The 15,779-nt window shown below is 69.2% G+C and carries 9 protein-coding genes and 2 pseudogenes; 3 read left to right on the forward strand and 8 right to left on the reverse strand.

Annotated elements, in window-relative coordinates:
- A pseudogene (locus AB0I79_RS54245) lies at positions 1–378 on the forward strand (DeoR family transcriptional regulator); the annotation flags it as partial.
- Positions 379–565: 187 nt separating this feature from the next.
- Here AB0I79_RS54245 and AB0I79_RS54250 read toward each other — a convergent pair.
- On the reverse strand, positions 566–961 hold the full coding sequence (locus tag AB0I79_RS54250; RefSeq protein ID WP_357892169.1) for a helix-turn-helix domain-containing protein: 396 nt from the start codon (positions 959–961) through the stop codon (positions 566–568).
- A 280-nt stretch (positions 962–1,241) separates the two neighbouring features.
- Here AB0I79_RS54250 and AB0I79_RS54255 point away from each other — a divergent pair, with 280 nt between their 5' ends.
- Complete coding sequence (locus AB0I79_RS54255) at positions 1,242–1,541, forward strand: hypothetical protein (RefSeq protein ID WP_357892172.1); 300 nt, start codon at positions 1,242–1,244, stop codon at positions 1,539–1,541.
- A 96-nt stretch (positions 1,542–1,637) separates the two neighbouring features.
- Here AB0I79_RS54255 and AB0I79_RS54260 read toward each other — a convergent pair whose 3' ends face one another.
- The 5 genes and pseudogenes from AB0I79_RS54260 to AB0I79_RS54280 form a co-directional block, all read right to left on the reverse strand.
- Positions 1,638–2,609: a hypothetical protein gene (locus AB0I79_RS54260; RefSeq protein ID WP_357892176.1), complete on the reverse strand. Its 972-nt coding sequence runs from the start codon at positions 2,607–2,609 to the stop codon at positions 1,638–1,640.
- The gene (locus AB0I79_RS54265) at positions 2,606–3,583 is read right to left on the reverse strand and encodes an MvdC/MvdD family ATP grasp protein (RefSeq protein ID WP_357892180.1); all 978 of its coding nucleotides are present in this window, start codon (positions 3,581–3,583) and stop codon (positions 2,606–2,608) included. The genes AB0I79_RS54260 and AB0I79_RS54265 overlap by 4 nt, the downstream gene beginning before the upstream one ends.
- A gap of 65 nt (positions 3,584–3,648) precedes the next feature.
- On the reverse strand, positions 3,649–3,810 hold the full coding sequence (locus tag AB0I79_RS54270) for a hypothetical protein (protein ID WP_357892183.1): 162 nt from the start codon (positions 3,808–3,810) through the stop codon (positions 3,649–3,651).
- Between the two features lie 286 nt (positions 3,811–4,096).
- Positions 4,097–8,182, reverse strand: a complete 4,086-nt coding sequence (locus AB0I79_RS54275) for a type I polyketide synthase (protein ID WP_357892187.1) — start codon at positions 8,180–8,182, stop codon at positions 4,097–4,099.
- A gap of 136 nt (positions 8,183–8,318) precedes the next feature.
- Positions 8,319–9,395, reverse strand: a pseudogene (locus AB0I79_RS54280) (polyketide synthase); the annotation flags it as partial.
- Between the two features lie 161 nt (positions 9,396–9,556).
- Between AB0I79_RS54280 and AB0I79_RS54285 the strand changes: the two are divergent.
- Positions 9,557–10,456, forward strand: a complete 900-nt coding sequence (locus tag AB0I79_RS54285; protein WP_357892190.1) for an SDR family oxidoreductase — start codon at positions 9,557–9,559, stop codon at positions 10,454–10,456.
- Between the two features lie 233 nt (positions 10,457–10,689).
- Here AB0I79_RS54285 and AB0I79_RS54290 read toward each other — a convergent pair whose 3' ends face one another.
- Positions 10,690–13,938 (reverse strand): BTAD domain-containing putative transcriptional regulator, encoded by a 3,249-nt coding sequence (locus AB0I79_RS54290; RefSeq protein ID WP_357892193.1) that lies wholly within the window; start codon positions 13,936–13,938, stop codon positions 10,690–10,692.
- A gap of 123 nt (positions 13,939–14,061) precedes the next feature.
- A complete protein-coding gene (locus AB0I79_RS54295) occupies positions 14,062–15,771 on the reverse strand; it encodes a hypothetical protein (protein ID WP_357892196.1) in 1,710 nt (569 codons plus the stop codon).
- Positions 15,772–15,779: the final 8 nt, after the last annotated feature.

Consider the following 15,779-nt stretch of genomic DNA (forward strand, 5'->3'; position numbering starts at 1 on the left):
GCCAGCGCGCTGGCCGGCCATCAGGATGTGGAGGTGTACCTGATCGGCGGACGGCTGTTCAAGCATTCGATGGTCGCCTGCGGTGCCGCCGCGGTTGAAGCCGCCCGCGGTCTGCACGCCGACCTCTTCCTGCTCGGCGTGACCGGCGTGCATCCCGAGGCGGGGCTGACCACGGACGACGCCGACGAGGCGGCGATGAAGCGCGCCCTGGCTCGCCAGGCCGCCGACACCTACGTGCTGGCCAGCTCGGAGAAGATCGGCGCGGCCTCCCGGTTCACCGTTCTGCCCTTGGCGGACGTTGCCGGGATCGTCACCGATGCCGGCAGCGAGAACGCCACCGTGCGGGCGCTCAGCATGCCCATCATCCACGCCGCCTGACGTTTGAGGCGGCTTTCGTCGTCTGTCCCTGCATCGAGTGTTGTCGAGCCCCTGCGGCCATGGTTTGGCCAGTCCCACCGTGTTCTATGGGTTGAACCTGGTGGCGGACGCCGGTCTCGTCCCGGTGGTCTGTCCGGCGGAGCGGGCCCGGCTGGTCGAGGCGGTCACGAGAGCGCGGTTCGCACCATCAGCGACCGGCTGACGCCGGTCGGCTCTTGACGGGCGTGGCCGCGGTCTGTGGCGCTCGGTCGAATCGCTCGCGGGTTTCCTCGATGTGTTCGAGGTACCGGCGCGTCCATGCGCACATGCCGTAGACGGTGTGCCGCAGCGCTGACCCGCCGCCCGTGAGCGCGTATTCCACGCGCGGCGGCACGGTCGGGTAGAGGGTGCGCTCGACGAGCCCATCGCGTTCGAGGCCGCGCAGCGTCTGCGTGAACTGATCGGCGCAGAGCCCGATCTCCGCTTCGCCTTCGATTCCGTCGAACTCGCAGCGATCGGTGACTTCCTCGTCATCACAGGGGCGCCTGCGGAACGTCGCTGTTCCTGCGCCAGCGTCACCGGTCGGTTCCAGTACGCGCGCCATCCCGGTGGCGCAGAGGTCGAGTACGTGGACTGGGTCCCGGCATTGATGGAGCGCATCGTGCAGGTGAAGCCAATGCGTCCGTGCCCCCGACGAGCCCGGGGCCCGGAAGTTCCTGCTTACCTGCGAAGACGGGAGTTGCCGCACAACCCTCACGCACCCTCGGCAAGGCACCTTCGTGAATGAAAGTTGCCCACACTCCGGCGGCGGTCTCCGCTGCGTTCGATGACGCGAATCCGATCGCGCATGCCGGGCGGGTCCCGGTGATGCGGCTGGCCGAGCGGTGCGGGCTGTCGCGGCTGATCGCGGGGAAGGCGAAGCTGACCGGGCGAAGAACGGCGTGGGTGCGGCGGCGGACGCCAAGGAAACCAGCATCGTGGGCGGGATGGTCGTGGGCTCGGTCAGCATCGACGACCTGGACGTCCGGCGGCACGGTGCGATGCCCACCGCGTTCGGCGGTGTCCGCGCCCCGTCCATGTTGGGGACGTTCCTGAACCGTCGCCCCACCGGCCAGCCCGCCTTGGTCGAGTTACGGGACGTCTTCAACGCATTTGCGCCCGAGTTCCCGCGGCGACGAGGGTGACGGGAGCCACGTCGGGCATGAGGTTGCTGTTTCCCGGTGACGCGCCGCTCTACGACGAGGTGGCGGCGCTCGGCGTGAGCCTCCCGTACGCGTCGCTCACAACCAGTGCCAAGTGATCTGCGCCTGCTGGACGGCGCCGGCCAGCCATAGTTCGAAGGCGGCCTCTCCGGCCGCCTTCAGCGTGTCGGCGTCCGCTACGGCCTCCTCCCGCTTGTGCACCACGCCCGTCAGGAAGCGCCCCTCGAACGGCACCGGGCCGGTGCCTTCCCCGGCCGGTACGTCCCGCAGGGGCGCGGGCAGCTCGCCCGACCAGGTCCGGGCCTTGGTCAGCCGCAGCTCCCAGTGGTGGTCGAGCGGGCCATGGAGTTCGGCGACGTCGATCCGGTCCTCCGACGACACCCAGGTCGCCCACACCTTCGCGAACTGGTCACGATGACGGGCCAGATGCTCAGACGCCAGCTCGTCGCGCTTCCTGGCGCGGAACTTGCGCTCCCGGGCGTTGGCGGCCATGTGGTCGTGGAACGCCTCGGCGGTCAGGCCGATACGCTCCAGCCACTCCAGCATCGTGTTCCCGCCGGTGAGGCCGCGCCGCCTGCGGAAAGCGTCCGCGGCCGCCTGGATGTCGGCCAGGTCGGTTTCCTCCTTGGCGGCGGCGTTGCGCAGAACGCAGAACCGGGCCAGCTCCTCCTGCGGCGACAGCCCGGCACGCGTGAGCGAGCGGAGCATGAGCATCGCCTCCGACGTGGAGATGGGCGTCCCGTCCACGGTCAGCAGGTTGCCGGCGGCCCAGTGCGTCGAATGGTCGACCAGCCAGGACGCGCCGTCGTCCGGCTGTACACCGAGCATGATCGTGCCGCCCGAGGGGTCGTCGATCAGCAGGTCGTAGTCGACGACTGGCGAGCCGGGGCGCGGGTTGGCCACGAGCTGAGGGGCGAGCGAAGGGTGTGACTCGGCCCAGGCGCCGGCGGCGCGGCGGGCCTCCTCCACCGCCGAGCGCCGGCGGATCAATCCGCGAAGCAGGTGCACGCCGCTTTCGAGGGCCGGGCCGAGGGACGATTCGGTGGTCATGGCGCGTCCGTTTCTGCGGTGGTGAGCCAGTCGGCGATGGCGTCGCCGATGGGCAGGCCGGTCAGGTCTTCGATCCAGCCCCACTGGCCGTTGGGGTTGATCTCGAGGAACACGTACTCCCCGTCCGGGGTCAGGATGAGGTCGATCGCGCCGAACGTCACGCCGAGCGCGGCGACCAGGTCGGCGCAGCGGCGGGCGACGTCGCCGGGCAGGTGGTGCACGCTGTGGCGGGCCCGGTCGTGGTCGTAGTGGCGCCAGTCGTCCCGGGTGCGCGGCGAGTCCTGCGAGGCGATCTCCGCGGCGAAGACCTGCCGCCCGACGACGGTGACCCGCAGCTCCACGGCCTTGCGGACGTACGGCTGCAGGATGGTCGGCTCGTGGACCAGCCGCGCGCGGCCCGCCAGGTCCCTGCGCTGCACCACGGTCGTGTAGACGGTGTGCCGCGCGCCGTCGAGCTCGAACGGGGCGTACTCGATCGGTTTCGCGATCAGCCGCCCGCCCGCGTGCTCGTAGGCGGGCACCAGCTCGGCCGGATCGTTGGTGATCACCGTATGGGGCACGGTGAAGCCCAGCCGCTGGGCCAGGGCCAGGTGGACCAGCTTGTTGTGCGCCCTGCGCAGCACCGGGTGCCTGGCCGGCAGCCATCGCGCGTCCAGCAGGTCCCAGAAGCCTTCCAGGAACCACTCCGAGAGCTCCTCCGCTCTCTCCCGGAGATCTCCCGCCGTGACGCTCGCCGCGGCGGCGGGCTGCCCGGGGCGCCGGTTCCACACGGCCGTCGTCCTGGACAGATCGACGGTCTCTCCGCTGGTGACCAGCGTGAGCTCGGTCCCGCCGGCCGGGAACCGGGCGGTCAGGCGGGCGGCGGCCGGGTACTGGGCGGGATCCCACCAGACGACCGCGGCGCCCCTGGCCTTCAGCTTGGGCAGGACCATCCGGACGGTGGTGTCGCCGGGTTCGCTGAGAATCAGTAGCATGTGTCCCCCTCAGGCGCGTGGGAGGAGCACCAGCCTCTCCCACGCGCTTTAGCAGCCCGAGTGTCTTAGTAGTCCGACACCCAGCCGTCGGACGGCTGGCCGCCCGTGCCGGAGGTGTGGTGGCAGCGCTCCATCGGGCGACCGCCGGAAATGAGGCCGAGATCGCTCTCGTCGATCACCGGCAGCTCGGCACTGAGATCGTCCAGGTTCACGATCTTCTTGTTCATCTTTCTTCCCTCCCTTCGATGTGAGAGCCGCGAGCCCCTCTGCGGGAGTCCGCGACTCGTGTCAAAGCACATCAGCAGGGGATTGGAGCTGACTTGAAGTGACTTGAAGGAAGGACGAAACCCTTGGACACGTTTGATCCGGCTCTCTGACGGTGCCATCCCTCCTCATCGTGGTCGGGTGGCGGGGGCGGTGTACTGGGTGCGCACCGTTCGGAGCCCCCGCAGCCGGGATGGGGACGGCCGCGCCGTCATCTGGACGAGGCTGTGGCGGTCTGCGGAACCCACCTCACCCGGACGCGGCTTCCGCCAGGACGGCGGCGAGACCTGCGATCGTGCGGCGTTGCAGGAGCACCGCGATCGGCAGGTTGATACCCAGGTCGGCCGTGATCCGGTTGCGGAGCTGGACTGCCATCAGAGAGTCCAGCCCGAGGCGGTGCGGGAGCTGGGTGGCTTCGACCTTGTCCGGGGGAAGCTGGACGATGGCCGCGATTTGCGAGCACAAGTAGTCGCTGAGCCGCCATTCTGCTTCTTCGCACGCCAGCCCGGCGAGCATGGGCCCGGTCAGCTCGACGGTCGCCGTCCTCACTTGAGAAGCCTCCCGCGCCAGGTCGCGCAGCAGGGACGAGGCGCCGACGGCTGGGAAGTGACGCGTCCAGGCGGTGGCATCGAACGACATGACACAGGCTTGGGCAGGCGGGTCGCCGAGCAGGCGGTCCAGGATCGCCAGGCCCTCGGCGGGCGTGAATCCGGCGAAACCGCGCTCGTCGAGGTGAAGGTCCTTGTCGGCCTTGGCGACCTGTCCGGTGTCGGCCCACTGCCCCCAGTTGATGCTGAGTGCCGGCAGCCCGTGGGCGCGCCGGTGCCAGGCGAGCCCGTCAAGGAAGCCGTTCGCGGCGGAGTAATTGCCCTGTCCTGGCGATCCGATCACCGAAGCCGCCGAGGAGAAGAGCAGGAAGAAGTCAAGGGGGAACCGGCGGGTGAGTTCATGCAGATGCCGTGACCCGTCGACCTTGGGCGGCATGGGTGTGAGGAATCGTTGACGGTTCAGTTGCGACAGGGTCGCGTCGTCGAGGATGACGGCGGAGTTGACGATGCCGCGCAGCGGCGGCAGGCGGTGGGCGACGTCCTCCAAGAGGTCGGCGACCTGCTGCCGTGAAGAAATGTCGGCGGTGGCGAGGTGGATCTCAGCGCCCTCCGCCCGCATGGCGGCGATCCGGTTCACGGAGCTGCCGGGAGGGCCGTTGCGGCCGACCAGAACTACGTGGCGGGCGCCGCGCCGGACGAGCCATTCGGCGGTGAGCAGCCCAACGCCGCCGTAACCGCCGGCGATCACGTAGGTCCCGTCAGGTCGTACGGGGACGGGGCGGGCTTGCGGGAGTTGCCGATGCCGCAGGCGAGCGGCGTACCTGCGGCCGTCTCGCAGAGCGATCTCAGTTTCGGGCCCGTCGCTCGTAAGCTCGGCGAGAAGAGCGTCGAACGTTGCGGGATCCACGCTCGCCGGCAGGTCGATCAGTGAGCAGCGCAGCTCCGGATGCTCGTAAGGGACCACGCGGCCGAGCCCCCACACGGCGCTCTGGGCGGGATCGACATCCCCGGTACCGTCAGGCGCCTGGGCCGCGATCGTGACAAGCCACAGGCGGGGGGCGTTCTGGCTGTTCTCGGTCAGGGCCTTGACCAGGGGCAGCACGTCGTAGCAGTCGTCCAGCCCGGACATGCGGACGACTGCTTTCGGGGGCCATGCCTCCTCTGCGGCCAGGTCTTTGATCAGCCGCTTCCAGTCGTCTTCGAGGGCGAGGTCCAGCCTGTAGTGGCCGACGCCGAGCCTGCGATAGGTGGAACCGGGCTGGATGAGTGTTGGTGCGCTGCCGCGAGCGTACAGGTCAGCACACAGCTCGGGGCCGAGAGGGGAGTCCGCGATCACGAGCCAGGGAGCCGGGTCCGGCTCGGGTGCGGCGAGGGGCTCCAGAGCCGACCATTCAACGCCGTACAGCAGCCGGCGAGCCCGGTGTTCGACGACCTCGGGCAGTTCGGCGGCCAGCCGCTGGATCTGGAAGCCTTCGACGGACACCAGCAGGCGGTCCTGGTCGTCGCTGAGCAGAACGTCGAATTCGATCGTGTCCTGCTCATCTGACGGTGAGGTTCGCACGGCGGTGGACCACAGGGTGCTGCCTGATGCCGGTCGTGCGTGTACCCGGCAGCGCCCGGTACGTACAGGAACATAGGTGTCGTGCGCGTTCTGGTGGTCCGTGAGCAGCGTCATGACGGGCTGGAGGGCGGAGTCGAACAGCGCCGGGTGGCACAGGTAACGGTGGAGATCGGCCGCGATGGCGTCGTCGGCACGCAGCCGGGCGGCCACGGCCCCATCCGTACGGTGCAGGGCGACGACGGATCGGAAGGGGCCGGTCTGCTCGATGCCCCGGCGGCGCAGGGCGGCGTAGTGCTGGGTGGCGTCGACCGTCTCCGGATAGTCCCTCAGGGAGGGAAGCGCGGCCTGGCCCTCCGGCGTCGAGCAGGCACGCAAGATCGCGATGGCGATGCGTGACCACTGTGCCGCCTCGTCGTCGGTGCTGTAGCACTCCCAGCGACGGATCCCGTCCGCCTCGGCCGCGCCGAGGCGGACCTGAAGACGGTGGGACGTGCCGGGAGTCAGGAACAGCGCACGCTCCAGACGGAGCTCCTCGACCACGAAGCCGAGACCGCCGTATGCTTCCTCACCGGTGGCCAGGGCCAACTCGTGGTAGGTCGTGCCGGACAGCATGGGCATCTGGTGCACGCGATGGTGGTCGAGGTACGGCAGCCGCTCGGTGTCCACAGTGAAGCTCCACACCAAGTCGTCCCCAGGTGCCAAGGCCAGTGCCATGCCGATGATCGGGTGGCCTTCCTGGGGCTGCTTCGCCCTGTTCGCGCGGCTGGGCTCCTTCCAATGTCGCCCTCGCTGCCATGGGTAGGAAGGAAGGGCGATCTCGTGCCGCCCGTACGGTTGCAGCCGCGAGAAGTCGATCTCTCGCCCGTTGACGTACAGCTCCGCCGCGGCCTCGATCATGGTGGTGCCGCCGGGCAGGTCACGAGCGAGTGTGGTGACCACAACGCCGTCGCGGCCGGTGTGCCGGAGGTTCTGCTGCACGGCACGGGCGAGCAGCGGATTGGGGCTGAACTCCACGAAGGTGTCGAACCCGTCGTCCGCCAACCGTTGAACGACCTCGGAGAACAACACCGGCAGGCGAAGGTTGTCCGCCCAGTAGGCCGCGTCCATGTCGGAGCCGGTGACGAAGCGGCCGGTGACCGTGGAGCACAGCGGGACATCGCCCTGTCGAGGACGCAGAGGGGAGAGGAGTTCCAGAAGCGGTTCGCGGAGTGGGTCCATATGCGGGCTGTGGGAGGCGATGTCGACCTGGACCCGGCGCCCGAAGATCCCCTCGGCTTCCAGATCACGCAGGATGTCGTCGATTTCCCCGGGCTCGCCGGCGAGCACGCAGGAGGAGGGGGCGTTGTGCACCGCCACCACTGCGCATCCGCCCCGCTCCGCGATCAATGCCTCTGCCTGCCCGGCCGGCAGTTCGACGGCGGCCATCGCCCCGCGTCCGCTGGCCGACTTGACGAGCCGGCTGCGACCACAGATGATGCGCGCGGCATCGTCGAGGTCGAGCACCCCAGCCACGTGGGCCGCCGCCACTTCTCCCATCGAGTGCCCGATGACGGCGTCCGCTTCGCACCCCCATGATCGCCACAGGGCCGCGAGCGCCACCTGTACGGCGAAGATCGTCGGCTGGATGACATCGATCTCCGCGAAGCGAGAGACACCCGGTCCGGCGGTGAGCTCGCCGGTCAGGGACCAGGGGACGTAGGGACGCATGGCCTCCTCGCACGCGGCGATCGCAGCCGCGAAATTCGGCTCGCGCTCCAGCAGGTCACGGCCCATTCCCGCCCATTGGGCGCCCTGCCCGGGGAACACCCATGCGGTGCGGTGCGTCCGCGTCTCGTCCGCCTCGCCGAGGTGTATCCCTTCCTGCAGGTCGCCGCGAGTGAAGGCATCCAGCTTGGCCGCGGCCTCCTCCGGGGTGGCGGCCACGATCGCCAGCCGCTGATCGTGGCGGCTGCGCCGTACTCCGGCCGCGGCGGCGACCTGCTGCAGCGGGGCCGTGCGCAGCAGGTCCCGGTACGGTGCGGCGAGCGCGGTGAGCGCGCCGGTGGCGCGGGCGGAGATCGGCAGCAGCACCGCTCGCTCGCCGGTTCGCGCCGGAGACTCTGGCAGGGACCTCTCGGGCGGCTCTTCGACGATGATGTGGACGTTCGTGCCCGTGATGCCGAAGCTGCTCACCCCCGCCCGCCGAGGCAGACTCCCTTCCGGCCATGCCTGTCCGCGGTCGCACACGCGTACGCGCAGGCGTTCCCAAGGGATCGCCGGATTGGGCGTCTGGAAATTCAGACTCGCCGGAAGCCAGCCATATTTTCACACACAAGATGGCCTTGATCAAGCCGGTGACGCCCGCGGCGCCCTCGGTGTGGCCGAGGTTGGTCTTCACCGAGCCCACGAGCAGCGGCCGGTCGGCAGGCCGTCCCTCTCCGAGCACTCCATCCAGCGCGGCGATCTCCACCTGGTCTCCGGTGCTGGTGCCGGTGCCGTGGGCTTCCACGTACGCGACGCCGGCCGGGTCAATACCGGCATCGCGATAGGCCGCCCGCAACGCCGCCTGCTGCCCGGGAACCTGCGGCGCCATAAAACCATCGGAACTCCCGTCATTGCTGGCGGCGGCGCCGCGGATCACCGCATGGATCCTGTCCCCGTCGGCCAGCGCCCGCGACAGCGTCTTCAGCACGACGATGCCGACGCCCTCGCTCCGCACATAACCGTCGGCGCGGGCGTCGAAGGTCTTGCACTGGCCGTCGAGGGCCATCATCGAGCCCTGGGAGAACCCGATGCCGTGATCGGGGGTGAGGATGGCGTTGACACCGCCGGCGAAGGCCACGTCGCACGATCCTGCGCGCAGTGACTGCACGGCAAGCTGGACGGCGACCAGGGAGGACGAGCAGGCGGCGTCGAGCGCCACGCTCATGCCGTTCAGGTTCAGCGCGTAAGAGACCCGTCCCGCGTTGCCGCCGCGTGTACTGCCCGCGACGGTGTGCACATCGAGTTCCTCGATGACCCCGGACTGGCGGTCCCAGTAGTCGCTGGTGATCACACCCATGAAGACGGCGCCGGTGACATTCGGCATGTCGCCGAGCACCAGTCCGGCGTCCTCGAAGGCTTCCCAGGCCGTTTCCATCACGATGCGGTGCTGCGGGTCCATCGCGGCCGCTTCGCGAGGGGAGATGCCGAAGAACCCCGCATCGAACTCGTCGATGCCCCGCAGGAAGCCGCCGTACCTGGACGCGAGCTTGCCCGGCACTCCGGAGGCGGGATGGTGGACCTCATCAAGGCGAAACCGCTCGGCAGGGATCTCGGAGATCGCGTTGCCTCCACGGCACAGCAACCCCCACAACTCCTCATAACGGGAGGCGCCAGGCAGCCGACAGGCCATGCCCACCACGGCGATCGGCTCCTGCACGGGTTGGGCTGCGGGTTGGGCTTCGTGGTCAGAACTCATGGTGACATCTCCCCGTCATTGCCGCTGTGCGAAGGCCCCGCACCCGCTTCAGGCGATCTGTCGCCAAGCGGAGCAGAGGCCAGGACGGACGGAGTGCGTGGCCCTGGTCAGGGCGCGCCTCCGGACGAGGCCAAGATGACCACCGGCCATTGCCGTTGATCATGAGCGCATTGCGTCGTCCGGACGCAGGTCGTGTCCATGCCGCTCTCGGGGACAAGCCGAATACAACTCTGGCTGACACCGTGGCCCGCGGGCGAGACGACCTTGTGCGGACTCTCCAGCGGAGCAGGAACGACGAATGGAGCATGACCATGGCAAAACAGCTCGCGGGCAAGGTGGCGCTGGTCACCGGCGGGTCCCGCGGCATCGGCGCGGCCACGGCGCGCGCGCTCGCCGATGAGGGAGCGGATGTGGCCATCAGCTTCGTGTCCTCGGCGGACAAGGCGGAAGCCGTCGTGGGTGACCTGGTGGGCAAGGGGGTGCGCGCCAAGGCGTACAAAGCCGATCAGGGAAGCCCGGAAGAGGTCACCGGCCTGGTCCACGCGGTCGTCGAGGACTTCGGGCCGCTCGGCATCCTGGTGAACAACGCCGCGATCTGGCGCGTCGGCGCGATCGACAACCCTGACAACGATCTGGCCGGGTTCGCCCGCCAGCACGCGGTCAACTTCAGCGGGGTGGTGACCACGATCCGGGCCGCGGCTGCTGTGATGGAGGAGGGCGGCCGGATCATCTCGGTCGGCTCCGGGACCGGTACGCGAGTGGGCTGGCCCGGGCTGGCGGACTATGTGGCCACCAAGACCGGGGTCATCGGCTACTCCAAGGCCGCTGCCCGGGATCTCGCGCCACGAGGGATCACCGTCAACGTGGTCCAGGCCGGCTGCGTGGACACGGACATGAACCCGGCCGACAGCGACCTGGCCCCCACCTTCCTCGCCTCCGTGCCGCTGGCACGTTATGCCCGGCCCGAGGAGATTGCCGCCGCCGTCGCCTTCCTGGCCGGCCCTGGTGCTTCCTATATCACCGGGGCCGTCCTCAACGTGGACGGCGGCTATAACGCCTGAATCGCGGTTCGGCGCTGTGCTGAAATCGCATCCGTAGCCATGGAGGAATTCTTTGAAGCTGTTATTCGCATGATTCCGATGGCGAGGCCATCGACCTCAACCGGGACGAGCTGGAAGTCCCCGGCGTCACGAGAACGCCGACCGACGACATCAGCGAAAAGGGTGAGGTCGCCGGTTGGGCGGACGGGCATCCGAGCGGGGCATGTGAGCTGTCCTGCCTCGATGAGGCACACCTATCTGGCGGTCGGGTGCGGGCGCAGGAGGGCAGGACGGCGCAGGGCCTCGGTGGCACGGTCGTGCCACCAGGTCAGGTTGTTCTCGATGGCCAGCCGTTGCAGCGTGACGAGGTGTTCGGTGGCGGACTCGTGGTGATCGGTAGCGGTGGCCAGCAGAGCTAGGTACCAGTCCACTGGACCGGTGCAGATGATGCCCGACACTCCGGAGATGCGTCCACAGTAGGGCAGGAGGGTTCGGTACAGGGTGTGGCATTCGGACTGGTGGCCGAGCGCGGCCATGGCGGCGGCGCGCAGGCAGGTCGCCGACAGCCATGACCAGTCGACCGGCGGCTGTGCTTGGAGGCCGGCCTGCAGGGCACGGGCTTCGGTCAGGTGGCCCTGGGCGCAGAGCTGGAGGATGCGGGCATCATGCTCGAGCGTAGGATGCACCCCCTGCATGGCCTCGATGATCGGTGCGGCCTCGGTGATCGCCCCCCGGTGGTAGGCCAAGGCGATGCGGCCCGTGTGGACCGTTTTGGCGGCGTGCCACATCTTCAGGTCTGCCGCCTGGGTTTCGGCATCGGCGTACAAGGCGTCGGCCGCATCGAAACGACCATCGAGCGCGACCCGGTTGGCGCGCCACAGCGTGTGCTGAAAACGTGGCCAGGGGAGCGGAAGACGTTCCAGGAGGGCGTCGCAGTGAGCGGCGGCTTCATCGGCGCCGGCCACGTCGAACATTTCCAGGAAGTTCTGCGCGTCCAGCATGCAGGCCAGCAGCTCGAAGGCAGGAGCGTCGGCCGACAGCCCGTGGATCTCGGCGGCGATCCGCATCAGCTCCGGCACCCGGAGCGGCTGGGGCAGCGCGAGATACCTCCCGTTGAGCGCGCGCAGCAGCAGGCCGGGGTCACCCAGGCGGCGGGCCATGGCGACAGCCTCGGCGGATAAGGTGTCCGCCCGCGCGTCGCCGGTACCGTCATACAACTCCTGGGCCAGTCCGGTCAGCAGCAGGGCGCGTTCGGGACTGTCGGTCCTGGGCAGCTCGCGCAGTGCGGTCTCGAAGCGGTGCACCAGGCGGAGTTCGACCGCCTCATACGGGTCGCGCAACGTCCAGACGGCCGCCGTGTCCAACGCTGTGAGCGCTTGGACCAGCACCTCGGAGCCGCCTTCGGCGCGGTCGGCCGTGCGGATGGCGGCCGCCCTGGCCTGGCGCGCGCCCGCGGGATCGCCGGCCGCGAGCAGCGCCCGTACCCTCCGCAGCAGCAGCGCCACATGCTCGGCCGGGTTCCCGCGAGACGCGTCGTGCGCCTCGATAGCGTGGCCCAGCCACCTGGCCGACTCGGAGTAGGCCAGGCGCCGCTCGGCCTGTTCGGCAGCGGCCACTGCCCAGCGCACTGCCTCCCTGTACGCGGCCGGCCCGGCCTGCACCGCATGGTGGGCGATGACGGCCACGTCGGTTCCCGGCCGCGTGGACAGGGCCATGGCCACGTCGCGGTGGATCGCGGCCCTGCGCAGCTCCGGCAGGTCGCGGACGACCGCTTCGCGCACCAGGTCATGAATGAAGGCGAGCCGGCCGTTCCTGGCCAGCAGCAACCCAGCCTGAACGGCCCGGTCGAGCAGGTCGAAGGCCTCTTCGCCGATCACCTCGGCCACCACCGCCGGGTCGAATTCCCTGCCGATTGTCGCGGCCACCGCCAGCGCCCGCCGCACCTCTCCCAGAGCTTCCAGCCGCATCCGCACCAGGCTGGTCACCGCCTCGGGCACCTCGTCCGCGTCCTCGGTGAACGACTTCAGCGTCTCCCTGAGAAAGAACGGGTTGCCTCCGGTGCGGTCGATCATCCGCAGCGCTGACTCCTCGTCAAGGTGCACGCCCAGATCGGCTGCGAGCTCCCGTACCGCAGCCGGGGCGAGCCCGGTCAGGCGGATGCGCGTCATGTCGTAGCGGGCCACCTGGCCGAGCGCATCGCCCATCCCGTTCCTGCAAGCGGCCAGTAGCGTGACGGCGCCGCCCCTCACCAGCATGACCAAGTCTCTGAGCAGGTCCAGGGAGGCCTGGTCAGCCCACTGCAGATCATCCAGGATGATGACGAGCGGGCGTTCGCTCGATGCAGCGGCGAGCCAACCGGCGATGGCCTGATTGCGGCGCAGGAGCAGCGCTTCGGCCGCGCCGTCCAGACGTGCGCCATCGAGCAGCCCGGCAAGGGACTGTCCATCCGGCGGCGCGTGGTGGCGTTCGAGTGCCTCGAACACCTGCGTCCACGGCCAGAGGGCGGGGGTGCCCGCCGCGTCGTAGCATCGCCCCCACAGCACCAACTGGTCGAGCCGCATCCCGCAGTGTTCGTCGAACGCCTCCAGCAGGCGCGTCTTGCCGATGCCGGGCTCGCCCTCGATCACCCCGACCGTCAGCCCTGTGCGGGTGGACTGCATGGGCAGGGCCAGGAGCGCCGCGAGCTGGGCGTCGCGCCCGCGGAGGCGAAGCGGGGAGGACTGGGCCGCCAGGAGCGTGGCCGCGTCGGTGACCGGCGCGAGCGTCTCGATCTGGCGCAGGATGCCCTCTTCCAGGGCGCGAAGCTCCGGCCCGGGATCCAGTCCGAGCTCGTCAGCCAGATGTTGACCGGCCCTGCGCAGCATGTCCAGCGCATCCCCTTGACGGCCGGTCCGGTACAGGGCGAGTGCCAGCAGGCACCATAGACGTTCGCGTAGTGGATGGGCGACGGTCTCGGCCGTGAGTTCGGCGATCACGCTCTGGGGACGGCCGAGGTCCAACAGGGCGCCGGCGCGCCGCTCCACCGCCACCAGCCGCAGCTCATGCAGGCGCCCTACCTCACCGACCGCCCACGGCTCGTCGCTGAACTCCTCGTACGGTGATCCGCGCCACATCCCCAATGCCTTGTCCAAGGCGGCCAGCGCCTCTCGCGGCGCCAGAAACTCCGCCTGGTGCACCAGCTTGGTGAAGCGTTCGGCGTCTACCTCCGATGCGGCCAACAGGTAACCAGGGGGCCGGGCGACCAGCACGCTGGCCCGTTCGCCTCTGCTGCGATCCGGCTCGATCGCGCGGCGCAAGTTCGACACGAACGAAAGGAGCGTCGACTGAGCACTGGGCGGCGCGGCGTCCCCGTACAGATCCTCGATCAGCGTGTCCAGGGAGACCACCATCCCGCGGGCCAGCAGCAGCCGAGCCAGCAGGGCTCGAGGCCGCGGCCCGCCGAGGCGGATCGGCGTTCCGTCAGCAGCGAGAACCTTCAGAGGCCCCAGAACTTGGAAATCCACTCTTTCTTCCACCTATGACTCGTCCGGAACAAGATCAGCTCGGAGCCGGTCCCGGTAAGCCTGCGTGCCATCTCGAGGGGAACGGGTGGCGGGGCTCGGAGCACCGCCACCCGGGTTCAATCACTACTCGCAGGTAACGGGGTAGCCGACCTGCATGATCGGCTTGTTGTGGTCGAGTACCTCAAGGTCAACGTTCCCGCTCTTCCGCTCGGGCCGATGCCAGTAGGCAGCCTGTACGCCCGCCCGTCCGCTTCCTTCCGTAGTGGTGGTGTAGGTGGCCGTCGGCCGTCCGTCGATCACCCACCGGTAGCTGATCCCCGTTCCCGGGGAAGCGGAGAGTTCGGCGTGGGCGGTCGTGTACGGCGGCACGTCACAATCACCGCGATAGGCCATGGAGGTGAGTTCGGTGATGCGCACCGGACCAGCGGAAGTGTCCTGCGGGACGCAGGTCCAGACGTAGGCCGCATGCTTGATCGGCTTGTTCGCGTTGAGGACCTCGAACCGTAGGACGCCAGTACCGCTGGCCTTGGGATCGAAGGTCCAGAAGTCATCGATCTTCTGGCCTTTGCCGCGGGTCAGCTTGACGGTCTTGGTCCTGTTCGGCTTTCCGTCCACGACCAGGCGGTAGCTCAGGTCGGTGTCCTGGTCGCTGAAGACCATCGCCTCCGCGTTGAGCGAGACAGAGCGATCGCACTGGCCGCGGTAGAGGGGCGACAGCGTGTAGGCGATCCGCACATTGGCCGGATCCGGGTCGGGGCCGGGGGTGCAGGAGAAGGTGAACTTCCGCTCCGCGGGAGCGCCGCCCTGCGGCATGAGGACGATCGCGTGGGTGCCGGCGTCCTTCGCCGCGAACTTCCAGTTCACCACGACATTGCGGACGCGGGGCTGGGTGTCGGCGGGGAAATCGAGTTCCTGGGACGACCACTGAGTGCTGTCGAGCTTCCAGAAATAGGTCACCTTCTGCGCCGGTCCCGGCGGGAGGCTGATCTCACCGGTGGCCCAGTGCTGGACCGGTTCTGCGCAGCTACCCGCGTAATCGACCGGGTTGAGCTCCAGAATCCGCGCCTTCGGCATCTGCCCTGGCAGAGGAGGCGGCGGCTCGGACGGCGGGGGAGTGGAGCCCGTGCAGGTCACCTGATATGTGGCACGGCCCGAGTCATGACTGCCGGGATTGAGGAGGTCGATGGCCTTCCAACCGCTGATGGAGGCCCCCACACCCATGGGCAGGGTGATCAGGCGGCTGCGCGGTCCTCCGGCGGCGAAGGAGATCGACTCACGCCGTCCTTCACCAGTGGCGCTGTCGATCCAGCGGTAGTCGACCTTGGCCGGGGTCCGCGACACCTGGATGGTGCCGGTGAAGGTCGCGGTGGTGGGGCAGGCACCGCTGTAGGTGGCCGGAGTGACGTCCACGTCGGCCGCTGCGACGAGCGGCTCGCCCGGTTCGGAGGGCAGTGGGCGCGTGTCGTCCCACACCTGCGGGGTCCCCGTGCACGAGACCCGGAAGCGGGCCTTGGCCGACAGCCCCTTCCCGCCCAGGACCTGCACGGCCTGCCAGCCAGAGGCGTCCCGGTCGAAGGTCTGGCGGTCCTTGACGGCGACCTTTCGAGCACCGTTGACGTGGAAGCTCTTGATGGCGCTCTTGCTGCCGTCGCCGCGTACCCACCGATAGCGAACAGTGCCCTTGCCCTTGGCCGTCACCACGGCGGAGAAGCCGACCGTGGTGGGGCAACTACCTGAGCGCTTGGCGGGACTCGCCTTCACCTTGGCCACGGCGACCTTGACGGTGGGGGCGGCGAGCGCGGGCGGAGCAGCCAGCAGCCCGCTGAGCAGCACCGTGCTCA

This window comes from Nonomuraea sp. NPDC050202 (assembly GCF_040656115.1).
Taxonomy (GTDB): Bacteria; Actinomycetota; Actinomycetes; order Streptosporangiales; family Streptosporangiaceae; genus Nonomuraea.